This window comes from Derxia gummosa DSM 723 (assembly GCF_000482785.1).
Lineage (GTDB): Bacteria > Pseudomonadota > Gammaproteobacteria > Burkholderiales > Burkholderiaceae_E > Derxia > Derxia gummosa.
This window is the reverse complement of the sequence record NZ_AXWS01000007.1, coordinates 68,687-86,629: the sequence shown is the minus strand read 5'-3', so window position 1 is coordinate 86,629 and position 17,943 is coordinate 68,687. Positions and strand designations below refer to the sequence as shown.

Sequence of the window (17,943 nt, the reverse complement as noted above, 5' to 3'; positions counted from 1 at the left end):
TCGTGGTGATGGATCGCACCTTGCGGCGAGCGCGCGCAAGCGAAGACGCGCTCGCCGGCACGCGGCAGCCGGCGTCGTCGGCATGGTGCCGAGGGCTGCCGCCTGCCCGCCGCGCCCGCCTCATTGCGCGCCGTCGAGACTCCAGGCCGCGAAATGGTCGATGACGAAGGCGGCCGGCGCGGGCGTGGTGGCGTCGGGCTTGCCGGCACTGCCCCGGCTGCCGACCGCGAGATTGATGAGCACGTACATCGGCGTGCGCATGCTCGCGGGCGTCGGCGCGGTGGCGATCGGCTTACGGTCGATGAACCAGGTCACCGACTGCTCGGTCCAGAGCAGGCCGTAGTCGTGGAAGGTCTGGCCGGCGTCGAGCACGCGGGTCTGGCAGGGCGCGCGCAGCCAGCGCCCCTCGGCGTCCGACCATTGCAGGTTGAACTTGATGAGTTCGGGTTTCTGGCCCGCGACCTCGAACACGTCGAGCTCCGGCGGCCAGCGCCGGTCGGTCGGCAGCAGCCAGAACGCCGGCCACAGCGCCTGGCCGACCGGCATGCGCGCGCGCAGCTCGACATAGCCGTAATGCAGGCTGAAGAACTTGTAGGAGGCAAGCAGCCCGGACGTGAAGCTGGCGTTGCCGAGCGCCGACTTGTGCTCGGGCCGGACCCGGTCGGCCACGATCGAGAGCTGGCCGTCCTTGAGCACGAAGGGGTCGATGCCAAGCGGCGTGGCGCCGGTGCCGCGGAAGTCGCGGTCGACGTAGATCTGCTCCTCGCCGGTGTCGAGTCGGCGCTTGTCGAGGCCGTCGTAGCCGAACCAGCGCTTCGTCACCGTGTCGTGGCCGGCTTCGTAGTGCGGCGCCCAGTGCTCGTCGTCGATGCGCAGGGTGTCGAAGGGCTCGGCGTGGGCGAGCTTGAGATGGACGGTCTCGGTGGCGCGGGCGGCTGGCACGGCGATGCACAGCTCGGGGATGGGGCCGACGTCTTCCGGCGCGCCCTTGGGCCGCACGAGGGCGGCATGGGCATCGTCGCCGGGGCCGGGCGCGGGCACGCCGGGGGCGATCGCAAGGTCGAGCGTCGCGGGGATGTCGGCCGGCGCCGGTCCCTTGAGCTGGGGGGCGGGTATGTTGTTGAGCCGGTAGGGCAGGGCGGTGGCCTTCGGCTTGCCGCCGTCGGAACAGGCGGCGAGCAGGATCGACAGCGCGAGCGCGGCGACGCGCGGAAAGGTGGGCTGCATGCGTGGGCGTCCGGTGATGACCGCCAGACGGGGCGGCCGACGGGGCGCGATTCACGCATGCGGCAGTTTGCCGGGCGCTTGCCATCGCGGGCCACGCACCAGGGCGCGGGCGGATTCCGTGACGGATGCCGCAGGGGTCGGGTGATGGCGACGCGTGTCCGGCCACGCGTAGGCGGGCCGGGCGGCACCGGGTCGACCTCAGATCGGCCCGTTCTCCTCCAGCACTTCGAGCGCCACCATCTGGTCGCGCAGCGCGTAGCGGGCCCAGAAGTGGGTCGCCTTGTCGAACTCGGGGTCGCTGTCGAGCGCGGCGATGGCCTCGGCGTCGCTCCACAGGACGTGGGTGATGCCGTCCTTGTTGGCAAGGGCGATCACGGCCGCGCAGGCGTCCTTCTCCTCGACCTTCTCGGGCTGGTAGACGCCCGCGCCGAGCAGGGCGTCGGCGCGGTAGAGCGGCGTGTCCCAGCCGTGGGCCTCGCCGAGCGCGAAGATGGCCGGACAGTCGTCCTTGGCACCCGGGGTGTCGGGCGTCTTGTCGAACAGGTCGAGCAGCTCGCGCGCGCTCGTGATGTCGTAGATCTCCCAGGGCTCGCGACCGCCGAGGGCGTGGACCTTGCGGATGAAATCCTGCTGATCGAAGGCGAACCAGGCCTTCGCCTCGCCGCCTTGCTTGGGTTCTTCGACAACGTAGATCACAGGGTCCTCCGTGTAGTGATTGGGCGCCGGAGGCGGGTGAATGCAGGTTTGGTGCCTTGCCCGGATTGTCGGGAAGGTGACAGGCGCGGACGGCCGCCAGGGGATGGCCCCGCGGCGGCGCGGCAGCGACGGGCGCCGCGGTGAATCGCGCAGGCAGCGGGCGCTGCCCGGTCACACGCTCAGCTGGCCCGAGTAGCCCGTGAGTTCGAGGTAGCCGAGGCCGACGCGGCGGCCGTCCTCGGTCGCGCGCACCGCGCCTTCCCAGTAGATGGTGCCCGTCGAGCGGCGCGAGTCGAGTTCCTGGTCGTCCATGAGCGGCTCGATCACGAGGCGGCGGCCGCCGACCATGAGCGTCATCGCCACGGGGTAGCGCGCGCCGCTGCGCGGGCTGGTCCACCAGCGCAGCGGGGTGAGCCGCGGCGGGCCGGGATCGGTGACCGGGCCGTCGGGCGTGGCGCGCAGGCCGGCGTGCTGCCACAGCGGCGGCGCGTCGGGCGCGCCCTTGCGGCGCATGCGGAAGGCCATGAGCGCGCCGCCGTCGTCGAGGTTGAGCGCGAGCCAGTCCCAGCCGGCGGCGTCGGCGGCGAGGTACTGGCTCGACCATTCGCGGTCGAGCCAGGCGCGGCCGGCGACGTCGCGGGCACGGCCGTCGCGCGTGACGCTGCCGGTCACGGCGAGGGCAGGCAGCGAGTAGTAGTGGCTGGCGGGGATGGGCCGGCCGGGTTGCGCGGGCGATTTCTGCGACCAGCCGGCGTCGCCCTGGAGCATGACCGGCTGGGTCGGCGCGAAGTCGAGGTCGAGCGCGAAGTCGCGCGCGGGCAGGCGGGCGCGCCAGTGGCCGGAGGCGGCGTCGCGGGCGAGCGTCCAGTCGCCGAGGACGAGGCGGGCGTCGGTGTCGTCGGCGATGGCGTCGCGGAAGCCGGCGCGCAGGGCGCGGTCGTCATGCAGCGCGTGGCCGAGCGCGGGATCGCTCAGCGCCACATGCGTGAACACGACCTGTCGCGGCGCGAAGCGCGAGGCGGCATTGGCGCCGACGTCGAGTCGGCTGCGGAAGAAGGTGATCTGGAAGCCGAGCGGGTCGCGCTCGGCGTCGAGCCAGCCTGTGAGGTACCACCACTCGGTGCGGAAGCCGGAATGGGCGCCGTGGTCGCGCGGGAAGACGAGCGGCTGGCCGCGCCGGGGTTCGGCGAAGGGCGGTTCGGCGGCCGTCGTTGCCGGGCCTGCCGCCGGCGCGAGCGTCGCGGCGCCGGCGATGAGCAGGCCGCAGGCGCGGCGGCGACCGGCATGCGGCGGAGCGGAGGAGTCGGAGCGGTGCACTGGGATGCCGGGCATGAGGAAAGGCCGAGTTTGGCCTGTCTCATGCGCCGGCGGTTCCCGGCCGCACTCGGGCGGGGCGCGTCACTTCCAGTCGGCGTGCCAGATGTGCGCCACCACGTTGGCCACGAAGGGGCTGTCCTGACCGTAGTAGCCGGTGGTGTCGGTCCAGTAGAGGCTCATGCGGCCGTCGGCATGGTTGGCGAGGCGCGGGTAGGTGAGCGCGTAGCCGGCACTGCCGGTCGGTACCGCGTGCGCGCCCGGCGTGCTCGGCGCGCCCCAGCTCGCGCTGCTGGCGCTCCAGCGGCGCAGGCGCACTTCCTGGGCCGTGCTGCTGGTGTCGCCCGCATCCCAGGCGGCGGCCAGGTTGCCGAGGCCGTCGCGCTGGAACTGCGGCGGCGTGGCGTAGTCGCCGGTCTGGGTGAACAGGTCGGCGGGCGCGCCCCAGACCTTGGTGGCGCCGTTGTAGCGCTGGGCCTTCCATTGCGCGGTGGGGCGGGCGCCGTCGCTCCAGAACAGGAAGGCGTCATTGGTGCCGGTGGAGGCGACGCGCGCGTCCGACGGCGCGCCGGTGATGCGCGCGGCGGCGGTGAGCGGCCAGGTGTCGGGGCCGATCAGGCGCCACCAGGCGCCGGTCTCGCCTTCGCTGCCGCTCCAGGTGATGACCGCGCGACCGTAGTTGAGCGGCAGGATCTTCGGCGCGTAGGCGCGCAGCTGCTCGACCGAGAGCAGGTTGGGCCAGCGCGAGGCATTGGTGGTCGGGTCGTAGAGCTGCACCCAGGTGGCGGTGCGCGCGGTCGGCAGGCAGCGCGTGGTGTAGGCGATGAACAGCTTGCCGTCGGCCGTGGTGTGCACGTCGGGCGCGCCTTCCCAGGTGAAGTCGCGCGTGAGCATGCGCAGATTGAACGGCGTCTTCCAGCCGAGCGTGGCGCGGTCGAACTTCACTGCCCACAGGCCGAGCTGCTGCCAGCCGCTGTCGTCGCTGGCCGGGCCGCCGATGCCGACGAGAATGGCGCCGCCCTGGCCGTCGGGAACGATGCGCGGCGGGTTGTCGAGATTCACGCCGTCGAAGGTGCTGCCGGGCACGGTGTAGGGGCCGCTCCAGCTGCCGGTCGCAGCCGAGTAGTAGGCCGCGCGCACCTCGCCGTGGAAGGTGTCGCGCCAGCTCCAGACCGCGAGCACGTCGTTGCCGTTGACCGTGACCAGCTGAAGTTCAGAAAAGCCCTGGAAGCCGTCCGGATCGAGATAGCCCATCGGCAGGTCGCGCATGACCCAGGCCGAGCTGCCGGCATCGCGGTGCAGCGCGCGGAAGTAGGCGTTGCCGAAGCCGTTGTCGACGAACCAGGCGGTAACGGCATGGCCGCCGTCGGTGATGACCGCCGCGTGGGAGCGCACGACCCAGGAGCGGTAGCGCTCGATCGGGTAGTCGATGCCGCTGCCGGTGTCGGCCGGTGCCTGCCAGGTGCGCGTCGGCTGGACCGCGGCGGCGCTGGCGCGGGCAGGCGTGGTGACGATCGTGGTGCCGACGGTGGTGCCGAGGTCGGCACTGGTGGCCATCATCTGGGCGGCGCTGCGTTCGTCGTCGGGCAGGTCTTCGAAGGTGCTGCGGGCCAGACTCTTCTCGGCGAAGCCGACCCGGCGCCATGCGGCGATCTTGTCGGTCGGCACGCCGGCGAGGCCGGAGGCGCCGGCTGCGGCGACGTCGGCCTTGGCGGCCCCGGCGGGGTTGCCGCCACCGTCACCGCCGCCGCCGCCGCAGGCGGCCAGGGCCAGCGTCAATGTGAGTGACAGGGCGTCGCGCAACAGACGGCTGGAATTCGGCGGGAACGTGAGGCGGGGCATCGTGGCTTCCTGTGATGGGATTGCTCACCTAACCCGACTGGATTAGGTGGCAATGCCCGAGTTTTCTTGCTGCCATGCATCTGGCGTGGCATTCCGGGCACTGACTGCAACCAAAGCTTAGAGTTAGTACACAGGATTTTTCCTAGATTTACCTAGCAAAAGGAACTTATTCCTATGAAAAATCATTCCATCGTGAGCGGAATGTCCTCACTTTGTATCGGGTGTGCCCTCGCTTCGCCATCTATGACTGCGCGCTGTTACTAAGTATTTTTGAGCGACCTCAAGAGGTGAGGCGACTTCGCTTTCAGATGTCGTCGCGTACCGCCGCGATGGCGGAGGCCGAAGCCGCGCGATGGGCCGCGAGCACGGCAGTGAGCGCCGCCGCCGCGACCAGCCCGGCGGCCACGCCCGCCAGCAGGCCGGTCGGCGCATGCCATTGCATCGTCCAGTGGAAGCTCTGCGGATTGACCACGAACACCAGCACCGCGCCAATCGCCGCGCCCAGCGCCAGTCCGGCCAGCACGCCGGCTGTGGCCAGCAGCGCCCCTTCGACGGCAAGCATCGCGACGATCTGGCCGCGCGCCACGCCCAGGTGGCGCAGCATTCCGAACTCCTTGGCACGCGCCAGCGCCTCGGCGCCGAAGGCGGTCGCCACGCCCGCGAGGCCGACCGCGACCGCCACGGCTTCGAGCAGATAGGTGACGGCGAAGCTGCGGTCGAAGATGCGCAGGCTGAGCGCGCGGATGTCACGCGTGAGCGCGATGTCGGCGCCGTCGAGGTCGGGCCGGGCGCGCAACGCGGCGGCCAGCGGCTCGGCGGCGGCCCCGGCGGCGAGGCGGAAGGCCGCATCGGTGGACGGCGCGTGCCGGCCGGCGACGGCGGCGAGCCGGTCGCGGTCGATGACGATGGCGCCGAACTGGCGCGCGTAATCGCGCCACACGCCGGCCACGCGCACCGATACCGCGTCACCGGCCGGGCCGAGCGGCAGCGTGGCGACGCGGCCGGGCGCGAGCGCGTATAGATCGACCATCGCCTCCGACACCCAGATCGGGATCGGCGCGGCGGTGCCGGCCCGGCTCGCCGATGCCGAACGCCCGCCGGCCGCGCCAGCCGAGCCGGCGCCGGCGGGCGTGGCGGTCGAGCCGGCGCCGGCATCGGGCGCCGGCTCGACCGTGCTGCCCTCGACCAGCGGCAGCCGTTCGGCGGCGGCGCGCGCGTCGGGCATGGGCCGCGCGATCAGCAGCACGTTGGGCCGCTGCGGATCGAGCGCGAGCGGCGCCAGCCGCGCGTACTCCACCGAGGCGACGCCGGGCAGGCGCGCGAGTTCCTCCTCGGCCCGGGGCGTGAGGCCACCGCTCGCGCCCAGGCGCAGATAGACGTCGGCCGGCAGGATCTGGCCGAGCCAGTCGTCCACCGAATGGCGGAAGCTCGCCACCATGATCGCCATCGCCGCCATGAGGCTGAAGCTGGCGACCACGCCCGCGAGCATCGTCCCGGCGCGCGCCGGGTTGTGCGCCACGCGCGCCGAGGCCAGCGCCAGCACCGGCGAGCGCGAGCGCGCCGCGAGCCGGCCGAGCGGCGTCGCCAGCAGCGCCGCGAGCGCCGGCATCAGCCACAGCCCGCCCGCGAGCAGCGCAGCGATCGCCGCATAGCCGCCGAGCGCGATGCCGCCGAGCGGCGGCAGCCAGGCCAGGCCGGTGCCGGCCGCGAGCAGCGCAAGGCCGGGCAACAGACGGCGCGCGGCGGCGAGGCGCGGATGCGGACCCGTGCGCGGCCTGGCGGTGCCGCCGCCCATCCGCACCGTGCCGTCGCCGCTCGCGGCCGAGCCATCGCCGATCGACGCCGCGCGGGCATCGGCGCGCGCCGGTCCGTCGTCGTCGATGCCCTTGAGCCCGCGCGCCGGCGCGATCCGCCCGGCCGCGCGTGCCGGCCACAGGCTGCCGGCCAGCGCCGCGCCCAGGCCCAGCAGCGTGAACACGCCCGCCGCCGGCCACGACCACAGCAGCGCCGGCGTGCCGCCGGAGAAATAGCCGCCGCCCAGATCGCCGCCGAGCAACCGCAGCACGCCCGCCGCCATCGCCCCGCCGCCCGCGATGCCGAGCGCCGCGCCGCCCAGGCCGAGCAGCAGCCCCTCGGCCACGACCACCGCCGTCACCTGCGCCCGCGACGCGCCGATCACGCGCAGCAGCGAGAACGGCACCAGCCGCCGCCGCACCGCCAGCGACTGCACCGAATAGACGAGAAAACCGCCCGTCAGCAGCGCCACCAGCGCCAGCATGTTGAGGTTGACGCGGTAGGCGCGGCTCAGGCTCGCGCCGCGCTGCTCGTCGATGGCCGGCTCGGCCGCGACCACGTCGCCCGGCAGCGCCAGCCCGGCCGCGAAGGCGCGCGCATTGCTGCCCGGCGCGAGGCGCAGGTCGATGCGGCTGAGCCTGCCCACGCGACCGAAGCCGGCCTGGGCCAGCGCGATGTCCACCACCGCGAGGCTGCGGCCGGCGCTCGCGCCCGGCACCGAGCCGGCCACGACCAGCCGGCGCGCCGGGCCGCCGTCGGGCGGCGCGAGCAGCAGCCGGTCGCCCGGCGCGGCGCCGAGCGCCGTCTGCGCGGCGGCCGACAAGAAGACCGCGTCGGGATCGAGCGGGCGCAGGTCGGCGCCCTCGGCGGGCTGGCCGAGCAGCGCCGGCGTGACGGCGAGCGCGCGCAGCGGATCGATGCCGACGAGAGTGATCCGGGCCGGGCGCGGCCCGACGGCGCTGTCGCCGGTCGGTGCGCGGTCGGGCTTCGTGGCGCGGTCCGGCGTGCCGTCGGCCTTTGTTGCGCGGTCCGGCGTGCCGTCGGCACCCGCGCGAGCGTCCGGCGCGCCGTCGGCGCCTGAACCGCCCTGCGGCGCGGGTCCGGGTCGCGCGCCGCGTTCCACGCCGATCACGCGTGCTTCCAGTTCGACCACCGGGCTGGCGGCCGCCACGCCCGGCGTGCCGAGCAGGTAGTCGAACAGCGCCTCGTCGAAACCGTCACCGGCGGCGAGGCCGCGTCCGCGCAATTGCAGGTCGGCGCTGCCTGCGGTCTGGCGCACGGCGGTCGAGAACTCGTCGAGCGCCGAGGCGTTCACCAGATGCACCGCGAAGCCGAGCGTGACGCCGGCCGCGATGGCCAGCAGCGCGACCGCCAGCCGCAGCGGATGGGCGCGCCATTCGCCGGCGAGCGACTGGCGGACGAGGCCGGCGAGCGCGCGCGCGGCGGCCCGGCAGCTCGCGCGCGGAAGCGCTGGCGCGGCGCCGGGTCGGCGCGTGGTGCCCGTTTCCACGGAGGCTCGGTCGGCCGGCGCGCGATCGCGTGCGTCGCTCATGCCGCCACCAGCCCGTCGCGCGTGAGCCTGACGATGCGGTCGCAGCGCCGCGCCGCCTCGTGCGAATGCGTCACCAGCACCGCCGCCGCGCCGCTCGCGCGCAGCCGGGTCTCGAACAGGTCGAGCATCGAGGCGCCGGTGTCGGGGTCGAGGTTGCCGGTGGGTTCGTCGGCCAGCAGCAGGCGCGGGCGGTGGACGAGGGCGCGCGCGATCGCCACGCGCTGCAATTCGCCGCCCGACAGTTCGCGCGGCCAGCCGTCGGCGCGCGCGCCGAGGCCGACGGCGCCGAGCAGTTCGCGCGCGCGGGCCTCGCGCTCGTCGGCGCCGAGGCCGGCGAGCAGCAGCGGCAGCGCGACGTTCTGCGCCAGCGTCAGATGCGGCAGCACATGGAAGGCCTGGAACACGAAGCCGATGCGCTCGCGCCGCAGCCGCACGCGGCCGGCTTCGTCGAGCGCCGGCACCGACACGCCGTCGAGCCGGATGTCGCCGGCGTCGATCGGCTCCAGCCCCGCGACCATGTTGAGCAGCGTCGATTTGCCGATGCCCGATTCGCCCATCACGGCGATGTATTCGCCGGGCGCGACGCTGAGATCGAGATCGCGCACGAGGGCGCGCGGGCCGTAGGACTTGGTGACGCGGAGGAGTTCGAGCATCGGGGGCGGCGGTGGAGACGGGGCGGGCGCGGTCGGACGCGCCGCGCGCCGCGAGGTTCCGTCAGCCGCCGCCGGCTGTCACGCCGGCGCACGCGCTGTTGCGCGGCGGGCTGCTGCGCCCGCGATGCGCGTGCGAGCGCGGCGGGCGCGGCGCACTCGGCCATGCTGCCCGCATGGGCGCGGCGCTTCAGCCGCGCCGGACGTCGCGCGCCACGCGGTCGAGTTGCCTGATCCAGTCGCGCGCGCCTCGGCTGTCGGTGTGGTCGGCGAACCAGCGCAGGCCGGCGCGCTGGCAGTCGTCGCGCATCTCGGGTTCGAGGACGGCGGCGGCGAGCAGCAGGTCGAGGCCGCGCGCGTCGTTGCCGGCGAGCAGCAGGCAGCCGTAGAGGTAGCGCGGCCGGGCCGCGTCGCGGGCGCGCTCGATCACATGCTCGAACAGCGTGGCGGCATGCTCGCGCTGGCCGCGCTCGGCCAGCAGCACGGCGCATTCCTCCTGCTCCTGCGGCGTCAGGCTGTCGAGCGGGCGGCCGCGCCATTGCTCCAGCCGCTCGGTGGCGCGGCGCATGCGCTCGTGGCGCCGGCGCCAGCTGCGGCCGTGGCGGTTCCACCAGCGGCGATCGAGTTCGTTGGCCAGTTCGCGCGTGGCCGGGCCGAGCAGCGTGGCGGCGGCGGTCTCGGTGGGCGGCACGGGCGGCGGCGGCATCGGCCGCAGGTCGAGCGCCGCGAGCCGCGCCGCGAGGCCGGGATGGGTGTCGCCGGGCAGGGCACCGCGCGTCAGCGCGCGCACCAGCCGGCCGGGTTCGCTCCAGCCGCGCCAGCCCCGGGCGATGTGCCGGACCATCGACACATGCGGCAGCCAGGGCGGCAGCGGCTGGCTGTCGGCATGGGCGTAGAGGCCGGGCCAGAAGCGCTCCTGCATCCAGCTCTCGACCAGCTCGATGCGCACCAGGGCGCGCGCCACGGTGGTCGCGCCCACGGTGCGCGCGGCGAGCGCGTCGGCCTCGATCTCGTGGCGGCGCGCGAGCACCAGGCTGCGCGGCTCGTACCAGGGCGCGATGCCGTCGAACATGCGGCGCGCGATGCAGGCCGACATCGCGCCGGTGTCGCGCAGCCGCAGCCGCGCGCGCTGGCGCAGCGCCACGAAGGTGCCGCGCTGGCGATAGAGCCGCGCCTGCAGCGGCATCGCCTCGGTGATGTGGGCCAGCTCGTGCGCGATCACCGCCGCCAGCTCCTCGCGGTCGAGCGCGCACAGCAGCGGCAGCCCGATCGCCAGCGTGTTGCGATGCCCGCCGAACAGCCCGAAGCGCGGCGATTGCACCAGCGCGGCATTGAAGTCGGCGGTGATGACGACGCGGTGCAGCTCGCGCGCGTCGAGCTTGCGGCAGAGATCGCGCAGCAGTTCGAACAGCGCCGGCGCGTGGCGCGGGCGGATCTTGATGCCCTCGGGCGGATCGAGCCGTCCCGCCAGCGCCCCGATCACCGCGCGCGCCAGCAGCAGCGCGCCCAGCAGCGGCAGCGCATTGCCCGCGCGCGCCAGCCAGCCCGCATGCCGCCACAGCGACAGGTTGAGCGCGAGCGTGAAGCCGCCGAGCGCCGCCGCGCCGAGCCCCAGCGCGATCCACAGCGCCGTGCTGGCGAGCGCGAAGCGGCGCACGAAGCCGCGTGGCGCGCGCGCGAGCCGCGCTTCGAGGCGGGCAAGCAGGTCGGCGCGGTACGAGGGCGAGGGCATCTTCCGGTTAGTGATCGCAAACATGGAGCGGCGGGCCGCGATTGTAGGGACAAGCCGCGCGGTCATGGGAACGTCACCCGGCTGCCATCGGAGGGTCATCGGCCCTGCCGACCATGCCGCCGTGCCACCCGAAACCCTTCCCACGCCCGCCCACGATGCCGTCGCGCATTACCGCGCCGTCTGGATCTCCGACATCCATCTCGGCACCAGCGAATGCCAGGCCGGGCACCTGCTCGACTTCCTGCGGTCCTTCGAGTCGGACCGGCTCTATCTCGTCGGCGACATCATCGATGGCTGGCAGTTGAGACGCGGCTTCTACTGGCACCGCACGCACAACGACGTGATCCAGAAGCTGCTGCGCAAGGCGCGCAAGGGCACGCGCGTGGTGTACGTGCCCGGCAACCATGACGAGGCCGCGCGCCAGTTCATCGGGCTGGCCTTCGGCGACATCGAGATCGCCGACGAAGCCGTGCACGAGACAGCCGACGGACGGAGGCTCTGGGTGACGCACGGCGACCTCTACGACGGCGTCATCCAGCACGCGAAATGGCTCGCCTACGTCGGCGACCAGGCCTACGAGTTCACCCTGCAACTCAACCGCCGGTTCAACAGCCTGCGCGCGCGGCTCGGGCTGCCTTACTGGTCGCTCAGCAAGTACCTCAAGCACAAGGTCAAGCGCGCGGTCGGCTTCATCACAGACTTCGAGAAGGCGCTCGCCGCCGAGACGCGGCGGCGCGGCCTCGACGGCGTGGTCTGCGGCCACATCCACCATGCCGAGCTGCGCGAGATCGATGGCGTGCTCTACGCCAACGACGGCGACTGGGTCGAGAGCCTCACGGCGCTGGTCGAGCACCACGATGGCCGGCTGGAGATCGTCGACTGGGCTGCGCTGGTGCGTGCCCATGCGGCTGAGGCGCGGCGCGCGCGGGCCGGCGGCGAGGCTGTGCCAGCCCTGCCCGGGGTGGCACAGCCGGCAGTGCGGGAGCCGGCGCGGGTCATGGCGCGCCTCGGCCTCGACCGCTGAAGGGACGCGATGCGCATTGCCTTCGCGACGGATGCCTGGCATCCGCAGGTCAACGGCGTGGTCCGCAGCACGGTGCAGCTGGTGGCGGCGCTGGAGCGCGCCGGCCATGAGGTGAAGGTGCTGTCGGGCGCGGGTCTGCCCGGCTTCGCGTTGCCGAGCTATCCGGAAATCCGCCTTGCCTGGGCGCCGGGCCGGCAGGTGAGCGCCTGGCTCGACGACTTCCGGCCCGACGCGGTGCATGTGGTGACCGAGGGCACGCTCGGCCATGCGGCGCGCAGCCATTGCCTGCGGCGCGGCTGGCCCTTCACCACGCACTACCACACGCGATTTCCGGAATACCTCGCGCTGCGCACGGGGCTGCCGACGGCGCCGTTCTATCGCTGGCTGAGGCATTTCCACGCACCGGCGGCGCGGGTGATGGTGCCGGGCGCGGGCGTGCTGGCCGATCTGGAGCGTCACGGCTTCCGCAACGCGGTGCTGATGCCCAACGGCGTGGATACCGGCCTGTTCCGGCCCGATCCGCCCGAGCCGGCGCCGCTGCCCGAGGCGCTGCGCGCGCTGCCGCGCCCGCGCTTCCTCACGGTCGGCCGGCTCGCGGTCGAGAAGAACCTCGATGCCTTCCTGCGCCTCGATCTGCCCGGCAGCAAGGTGGTGGCCGGCGACGGCCCGGAGCTGGGCCGGCTGCAACGGCGCCATCCCGAGGCTTGCTTTCTCGGCCGGCTCGACGTGGCGACACTGGCGTCGGTGTATCGCGCGGCCGACGTGTTCGTGTTCCCGAGTCGCACCGACACCTTCGGTCTGGTGCTGCTGGAGGCGCTGGCCTGCGGCACGCCGGTGGCGGCCTATCCGGTGTCGGGGCCGGTGGATGTGATCGGCGGGTCGGCGGCCGGCGCGCTCGATGACGACCTGGCCGCCGCCTGCCATGCCGCGCTGGCCATCCCGCGCCCGGTGGCGCGCGGCCATGCGCTCGGCTTCTCGTGGGATGCGGTGGCCGAGCGCTTCGTGGACCGGCTGGTCCGCGTCGAGGCGAGGCTGGCCCTCGCCTGACGCGGTGCCGGCCTCAGTTGCAGTAGGTGAGGGTGGCCGGCGCGGTGATGTTGGGGTTGTCCGGCGGCGTGCTGCTCCAGACGTCCTTGCGCACCACGTTCACGTTGCAGTTGCTGTCGACCACGAGGTCGAACACCCACCAGTAGTAGGTGGACGCGGTCTCGCCGGCGGGTGGGGTGAAGCTGCGCAGCGTGCCGTTCAGATTCAGCTCGACCCGCGCCGGCGAGCCGGTCATGCCCGGGTTGAAGCTGCGCGAGTAGTTGTTGACCGCGTAGCGATAGGTCTGGCCCGGCACCAGTCGGCCGACGGTGACGATCTCGGGGCCGAAGCTGTCGGTGTCATCCACGTCGAGCGCCACGTAGGGCGCGCTGCTCAGGCTGCCCTTGCTGCTGTAGTAGATGTGGTCGCCGGCGCGCGGGCCCCACATGTGCGAGTCGAGGTCGCTCGGGCCGCTGCCCCAGGACAGCTTGACCGTCACGGCGGCGCGCGTGAGCACCAGGCAGGCCGGCAGGGTGACGGTGTTGGAACCGGTCTCGACCGCCACCGCGCTCGAATAGCGGCCCGAGGTCACGGCGGTGATCACGCCATTCGCGTTCGCCTTCATCGGCACCGAGAAGTTGCCCGAGGCGTCGGTGCGGGTGCTGGCGGTGCCGCTGTAGTCGCGGCCCTCGCTCGTGACCGAGGCGTCGGCCACGCGGGCGCCGGCTTCATCCTGCACGCAGCCGATCACGTTCACGCTGTTGTAGACCTGGTCGGCGTTCCAGATCGAGAAGTGGCTGACGCTGCCTTCGTAGTAGCTGCCGTCGGCGCCGCTGACGAGCGAGGCCGTGCCTTCCTGCACCCAGACGCCGGTGGCGCGGTTGAAATAGAACAGCGGGATGGTCGAAGGCGTGCTGCCCGAGCGGGTCGACACCGGAATGCGCACGGTCGCGGTCTGGCCGCTCGCGAGGTTGAGCGCCGCGCCGGTCGAGTCGGTGAAGGCCACGTCGATCGCGCCGAAGCTCTCGATGCGCTCGCCGCCGCCGGTGGTGAAGTTGCCCGGCATGACGTCGAGGTTGTCGGTGACCGGGATGGGCGTGAGGGTCGCGCTCACGGTGCCGTTCGGCAGGGCGCCGCTGGCGGTGCGCAGCGCGCCGGCCGGCAGCACGACGGCGGCGGTCGAGCCGCTGACGGTGACGGTGGCCGCATTGGCCGGATTGAAGCTGCTCGTGGCACCGATGGCGAGCATCGGCGTGTTCACGGTGGCGGTAGCGCCGTTGCTGCCGAGCGAGGTCGTGGTCTTGATCTGCTCGACATAGCCGTCGCGCCTGAAGCTCACGACCACGCTGGCGGCGGTGGGCACATTGGCGAGCGTCCAGGTGCCGTCGGCGGTGGAAGTGGTGCTCACGCCACCGGCGCTGACGGTCACGCCGGCCAGGCCGGCCGCGCTGCCGAAGTCGCTGACCGTGCCGCTGAGCGTGCCGGCGCTGGCCGGGGTGGTGGGCGTGGTGGGCGTGGTCGGCGTCGTGGAAGCCGTGCTGCCGCCGTCATCGCTGCCGCAGGCGGCAAGGCCGAGCGACAGGGCGACAAGGGAACCCGCCAGAAGCTGGCGCAGCCGTGTTATCGATGGTGGGGTGTGGCGCAAGGTGAGCTCCAAGGGTTGTGTTGCCACGCACACTGGGCTTGTTTCGCATGCGGGCCTAGATGTGACAAAAGTCTCTTGGATCGCATTCTTAACCTTGAATTGCGGCCGTTCATGAGGGCCGTTGTTTCTGTCCGACCGTTGCGTCATTCCGGCGACCCTGTCGTCGGCCCGATCGCAATCCAGCAAGCAGGTGCTTTCCCATGCCCAAGCGCATCCAGTTCAGCCGCAACGGCGGCCCCGAAGTTCTCGAATTCGTCGATCACGATCCCGGCCAGCCGGGGCCCGGCGAGGTGCTCGTGCGCCATGCGGCGATCGGCGTGAACTTCATCGACATCTACTACCGCACCGGGCTGTACGCGGCACCGTCGCTGCCGTCCGGCCTCGGGCTGGAGGCGGCGGGCACGGTCGAAGCGGTGGGCGAGGGCGTAACCGGCTTCGCGCCCGGCGACCGCGTGGGCGCGGCCTTCGGTCCGCTCGGCACCTATGCGCAGTTGCAGCGCATTCCGGCGACCAAGCTCGTGAAGCTGCCCGACGGCGTGAGCTTCGACGCGGCGGCGGCCTCGATGCTCAAGGGGCTGACGGTGCAGTACCTGTTCCGCCAGATCCGCGAGCTGAAGGCGGGCGACACGGTGCTGTTCCATGCGGCGGCGGGCGGCGTGGGCCTCATCGCCTGCCAGTGGGCAAGGGTGCTCGGCGTGCGGCTGATCGGCACCGCCGGCGGCCCCGAGAAGTGCGAACTCGCGCGCAAGGCCGGCGCGGCCGAGGTCATCGACTACCGCGGCGAGGATGTGGTGAAGCGCGTGCTCGAACTCACCGACGGCAAGAAGGTCGCCACCGTGTACGACGGCGTCGGCAAGGACACCTGGGCGATCTCGCTCGACTGCGCCGCGCCGCGCGGGCTGGTGGTGAGCTTCGGCAATGCGTCGGGGCCGGTGGACGGCGTGAACCTCGGCATCCTCGCGGCGAAAGGCTCGCTGTTCGTGACGCGGCCGACGCTCGGCACCTATGCGGCGACGCCGGAGCAGGTGGAGCCGTCGAGCGCCGAGCTGTTCGGGCTGATCGCCAGCGGCGCGATCGTGCCGGACGTCAGCCGGCGCTACCCGCTGGCCGACGCGGGCGAGGCGCAGACGGCGCTGGCCTCGCGCGTGACGACGGGGTCGCTGCTGCTGGTGCCTTGAGCGGCCGGCGGGCCGGTCTGCCGTGGCCGCGCCTGCCTTGCCGTCGGGGCCGTGTCGGCCAGGCCCGAAGGCATGACCTTCGGGCGCGCCGGTCAGTCCTCGTCGGTTTCGGAGGTTTCGGAGCTGAGCAGGCCGCCATCCTCGTCGAAGGTCATGACGGTGGTCTGTTCGTCGGCCAGCTCGATCACCGCCTTCGCGACGCGGCCGTTCGGGTGGTAGTCGTAGCTGTGGCGCAGCTCCACCTCGCCGTACACCGACTTCTCGATCTTCACCACGCGTTCCTCGGCGTCGAACCAGCCGCGGAAGAAGGTGTTGCGGTTGCTCAGGCCCGACTCGGGCACTTCGTCGAGCAGCTTGAGCGGCAGTTTCACGCCGGTGTAGGTGACGAAATGGCGCAGGACGGGCGTGTCGGTGGTGACGGTCATGACGGCGAAACGGTTGGGCGGTTGACGGGCGCCGGGCCGGGCGCAATCGCGCGTGGCCGGCGGGCAGCCCGCGATTCTCGCGCAATTCCCGCAGAAGTCATGGGGGAATGCCCGGCGACATGCCTGGCCGGCGTCAGCGCCCGTCCATCCAGTGTTCCTTCGACTTGCGGCCGATCGCGGCGCTTTCGCGGCAGGCGAAGGGGCCTTGCGCGGCGATGCAGTCGTTGCGCAGGCCGAAGGAATCGCGGTCGGCGCGCAGGCCGCCGTTGCGGTCGGCCAGCGAGCGGAAGGGGCGGTCGGGCGTGTTGAGCCGCTCGCGCAGCTTTTCCTCGGGGCTGCGCCGTTCGGCGAAGCCTTCGACCACGACGCGGTCGATCTCGATGCCGGCATAGGCGCGCTCGGCGAGGCGTTGGCGTGTGGCGTCGAGCGCGGCGCGCGTGGGCGGCGGGGCGTTGTCGGCGGCGAGCGCCGGCGGCCGGTCACCGCGCAAGACCAGCGAGGGACCGTTCGCGGCGGCGGTCTCGGCCGCGCCGGCAGCCGAGGGCAGGATCATGCCCGCGAGGCTGCCGAGGCCAGCCAGCAGCATCGGCAGCCCGGCCCGAGCCAGGAGGTCCGCCATCCGGCGCGTCGCCACGCCGACGCTCGCGGGCGGGCGGGCCGATGCGTCGATGCCAGTCGCGCGCTTGGGCAATGAAAAGGCGCCCGCGCGCGGGAGCGACACGGGCGCCTTCGTCATGGCCGCAGTCCTCAGCCGGCGGTGTGGTAGGACGTGACCACGTCCACTTCCTCGGCGCTGCCGAGCACCACGCTCACGCGCTGATGCAGCTTGGTCGGCTGGATGTCGAGGATGTTCTCGAGCGCGTTGGTCGCCTTGCCGTGGGCCTGCTCGACGAGGTAGCTCATCGGGTTGGCTTCGTACATGAGGCGCAGCTTGCCCGGCTTGTCGGCCTCGCGACGGTCGCGCGGGTAGGTGAAGATGCCGCCGCGCGTGAGCACGCGATGCACGTCGGCCACCATCGAGCCGATCCAGCGCATGTTGAAGTCCTTGCCGCGCGGGCCTTCCTTGCCGGCCAGCAGCTCCGAGATGTAGCGCTGCATCGGCGGTTCCCAGTGGCGCTGGTTGCTCGCGTTGATCGAGTACTCCTTGGTCGCGGCCGGGATGCGCATGGCTGCCTCCACCAGCACGAATTCGCCGTTCTCGCGGTCGAGCGTGAAGGCCTGGACGCCGTGGCCGAAGCTCAGCACTAGCGTGGTCTGCGGGCCGTACACGCAATAGCCGGCGGCGGCCTGGTCGCGGCCCTTGATGAGATAGGCCTCGTCGAGCGCCGGGTTGAGGCCGGTCTTGTGCGGCAGCACCGAGAAGATCGTGCCGATGCTGACGTTGACGTCGATGTTGCTGGAGCCGTCGAGCGGATCGAACAGCAGCAGGTAGGGCGCGTCGTCGAAGCCGGTGGCGTGCGGATGGTCGAGCTCTTCCGAGGCCATGCCGGCGAGCGCGCCGGTCCAGGCGTTGCCGCCCAGCAGCAGGTCGTTCGAGATGACGTCGAGCTTCTTCTGCTCCTCGCCCTGCACGTTGCCCGTGCCGGCCGAGCCGATGATCGCGGCCAGCGCGCCCTTGCTCACGAGGGTGCTGATGCGCAGGCAGTTGGCGGCCACGGTTTCGAGAACGAGCGCGAGCGCGGGGTCGATGTTGCCGGCGCGGATGTGACCGGTGAGATGGGCTTTGAGCGAAAGGGTCATTGTCGTGACGTGGCTGTGGGTGCGACTGCGGAAGGCCCGCGCGCGGGTCGGGCGCGGGAAAGACACCGGCCACCGCGCGCGGGCGCGGGGCGGACTCG

General features: G+C 72.7%; 14 protein-coding genes. 3 read left to right on the top strand and 11 right to left on the bottom strand.

Features of this window, described 5'->3' with window-relative positions:
* Positions 1-120 precede the first annotated feature (120 nt).
* The 7 genes from H566_RS27095 to H566_RS0101575 all read right to left on the bottom strand — a co-directional run bounded on the left by H566_RS27095 (position 121) and on the right by H566_RS0101575 (position 10,807).
* Positions 121-1,227 carry a glycoside hydrolase family 16 protein gene (locus H566_RS27095; protein WP_051377833.1) on the bottom strand — a complete coding sequence of 369 codons (1,107 nt, stop codon included), beginning with the start codon at positions 1,225-1,227 and terminating at the stop codon, positions 121-123.
* 198 nt (positions 1,228-1,425) lie between these two features.
* Entirely contained in the window at positions 1,426-1,923 is a 498-nt protein-coding gene (locus H566_RS0101600; protein ID WP_028310043.1) for a hypothetical protein, read from the bottom strand.
* Between the two features lie 171 nt (positions 1,924-2,094).
* Complete coding sequence (locus H566_RS0101595; RefSeq protein ID WP_051377830.1) at positions 2,095-3,255, bottom strand: lipocalin-like domain-containing protein; 1,161 nt, start codon at positions 3,253-3,255, stop codon at positions 2,095-2,097.
* Between the two features lie 66 nt (positions 3,256-3,321).
* Positions 3,322-5,079, bottom strand: a complete 1,758-nt coding sequence (locus H566_RS0101590; protein ID WP_156924260.1) for a hypothetical protein — start codon at positions 5,077-5,079, stop codon at positions 3,322-3,324.
* Between the two features lie 304 nt (positions 5,080-5,383).
* Positions 5,384-8,383, bottom strand: a complete 3,000-nt coding sequence (locus H566_RS22315) for an ABC transporter permease (protein WP_084544641.1) — start codon at positions 8,381-8,383, stop codon at positions 5,384-5,386.
* A gap of 38 nt (positions 8,384-8,421) precedes the next feature.
* Positions 8,422-9,078: an ABC transporter ATP-binding protein gene (locus H566_RS0101580; protein WP_028310040.1), complete on the bottom strand. Its 657-nt coding sequence runs from the start codon at positions 9,076-9,078 to the stop codon at positions 8,422-8,424.
* Positions 9,079-9,265: 187 nt separating this feature from the next.
* Positions 9,266-10,807 (bottom strand): M48 family metallopeptidase, encoded by a 1,542-nt coding sequence (locus tag H566_RS0101575; RefSeq protein WP_156924259.1) that lies wholly within the window; start codon positions 10,805-10,807, stop codon positions 9,266-9,268.
* 64 nt (positions 10,808-10,871) lie between these two features.
* On the opposite strand from H566_RS0101575, the gene H566_RS22310 reads away from it, so the two are divergent.
* Both H566_RS22310 and H566_RS0101565 read left to right on the top strand, forming a co-directional pair.
* On the top strand, positions 10,872-11,831 hold the full coding sequence (locus H566_RS22310) for a UDP-2,3-diacylglucosamine diphosphatase (protein ID WP_245591260.1): 960 nt from the start codon (positions 10,872-10,874) through the stop codon (positions 11,829-11,831).
* A 9-nt stretch (positions 11,832-11,840) separates the two neighbouring features.
* Positions 11,841-12,878: a glycosyltransferase family 4 protein gene (locus H566_RS0101565; RefSeq protein WP_028310038.1), complete on the top strand. Its 1,038-nt coding sequence runs from the start codon at positions 11,841-11,843 to the stop codon at positions 12,876-12,878.
* A 13-nt stretch (positions 12,879-12,891) separates the two neighbouring features.
* On the opposite strand, the gene H566_RS22305 is transcribed toward H566_RS0101565, so the two are convergent.
* On the bottom strand, positions 12,892-14,502 hold the full coding sequence (locus tag H566_RS22305; RefSeq protein ID WP_156924258.1) for a hypothetical protein: 1,611 nt from the start codon (positions 14,500-14,502) through the stop codon (positions 12,892-12,894).
* 200 nt (positions 14,503-14,702) lie between these two features.
* Between H566_RS22305 and H566_RS0101555 the strand changes: the two genes are divergently transcribed.
* Positions 14,703-15,680, top strand: coding sequence for a quinone oxidoreductase family protein (locus tag H566_RS0101555; protein WP_028310037.1), 978 nt, complete (start codon positions 14,703-14,705; stop codon positions 15,678-15,680).
* Positions 15,681-15,772: 92 nt separating this feature from the next.
* Here the strand turns inward: H566_RS0101555 and H566_RS22300 are convergent, their stop codons facing one another.
* From H566_RS22300 to H566_RS0101540, 3 genes are all read right to left on the bottom strand, one after another.
* Entirely contained in the window at positions 15,773-16,105 is a 333-nt protein-coding gene (locus H566_RS22300; RefSeq protein WP_034410270.1) for a DUF6156 family protein, read from the bottom strand.
* Positions 16,106-16,238: 133 nt separating this feature from the next.
* Positions 16,239-16,841: a hypothetical protein gene (locus H566_RS0101545; RefSeq protein ID WP_028310036.1), complete on the bottom strand. Its 603-nt coding sequence runs from the start codon at positions 16,839-16,841 to the stop codon at positions 16,239-16,241.
* Positions 16,842-16,852: 11 nt separating this feature from the next.
* The gene (locus H566_RS0101540; protein WP_028310035.1) at positions 16,853-17,845 is read right to left on the bottom strand and encodes a class 1 fructose-bisphosphatase; all 993 of its coding nucleotides are present in this window, start codon (positions 17,843-17,845) and stop codon (positions 16,853-16,855) included.
* Between the last annotated feature and the right edge of the window lie 98 nt (positions 17,846-17,943).

Bases quoted from the DNA above. Each gene is read 5' to 3' on its own strand.
- H566_RS27095 (WP_051377833.1), bottom strand. From the start codon at position 1,227: ATGCAGCCCACCTTTCCGCGCGTCGCCGCGCTCGCGCTGTCGATCCTG.
- H566_RS0101595 (WP_051377830.1), bottom strand. From the start codon at position 3,255: ATGCCCGGCATCCCAGTGCACCGCTCCGACTCCTCCGCTCCGCCGCAT.
- H566_RS0101590 (WP_156924260.1), bottom strand. From the start codon at position 5,079: ATGCCCCGCCTCACGTTCCCGCCGAATTCCAGCCGTCTGTTGCGCGAC.
- H566_RS0101580 (WP_028310040.1), bottom strand. From the start codon at position 9,078: ATGCTCGAACTCCTCCGCGTCACCAAGTCCTACGGCCCGCGCGCCCTC.
- H566_RS0101575 (WP_156924259.1), bottom strand. From the start codon at position 10,807: ATGCCCTCGCCCTCGTACCGCGCCGACCTGCTTGCCCGCCTCGAAGCG.
- H566_RS22310 (WP_245591260.1), top strand. From the start codon at position 10,872: ATGGGAACGTCACCCGGCTGCCATCGGAGGGTCATCGGCCCTGCCGAC.
- H566_RS0101565 (WP_028310038.1), top strand. From the start codon at position 11,841: ATGCGCATTGCCTTCGCGACGGATGCCTGGCATCCGCAGGTCAACGGC.
- H566_RS0101555 (WP_028310037.1), top strand. From the start codon at position 14,703: ATGCCCAAGCGCATCCAGTTCAGCCGCAACGGCGGCCCCGAAGTTCTC.
- H566_RS22300 (WP_034410270.1), bottom strand. From the start codon at position 16,105: ATGACCGTCACCACCGACACGCCCGTCCTGCGCCATTTCGTCACCTAC.
- H566_RS0101545 (WP_028310036.1), bottom strand. From the start codon at position 16,841: ATGACGAAGGCGCCCGTGTCGCTCCCGCGCGCGGGCGCCTTTTCATTG.
- H566_RS0101540 (WP_028310035.1), bottom strand. From the start codon at position 17,845: ATGACCCTTTCGCTCAAAGCCCATCTCACCGGTCACATCCGCGCCGGC.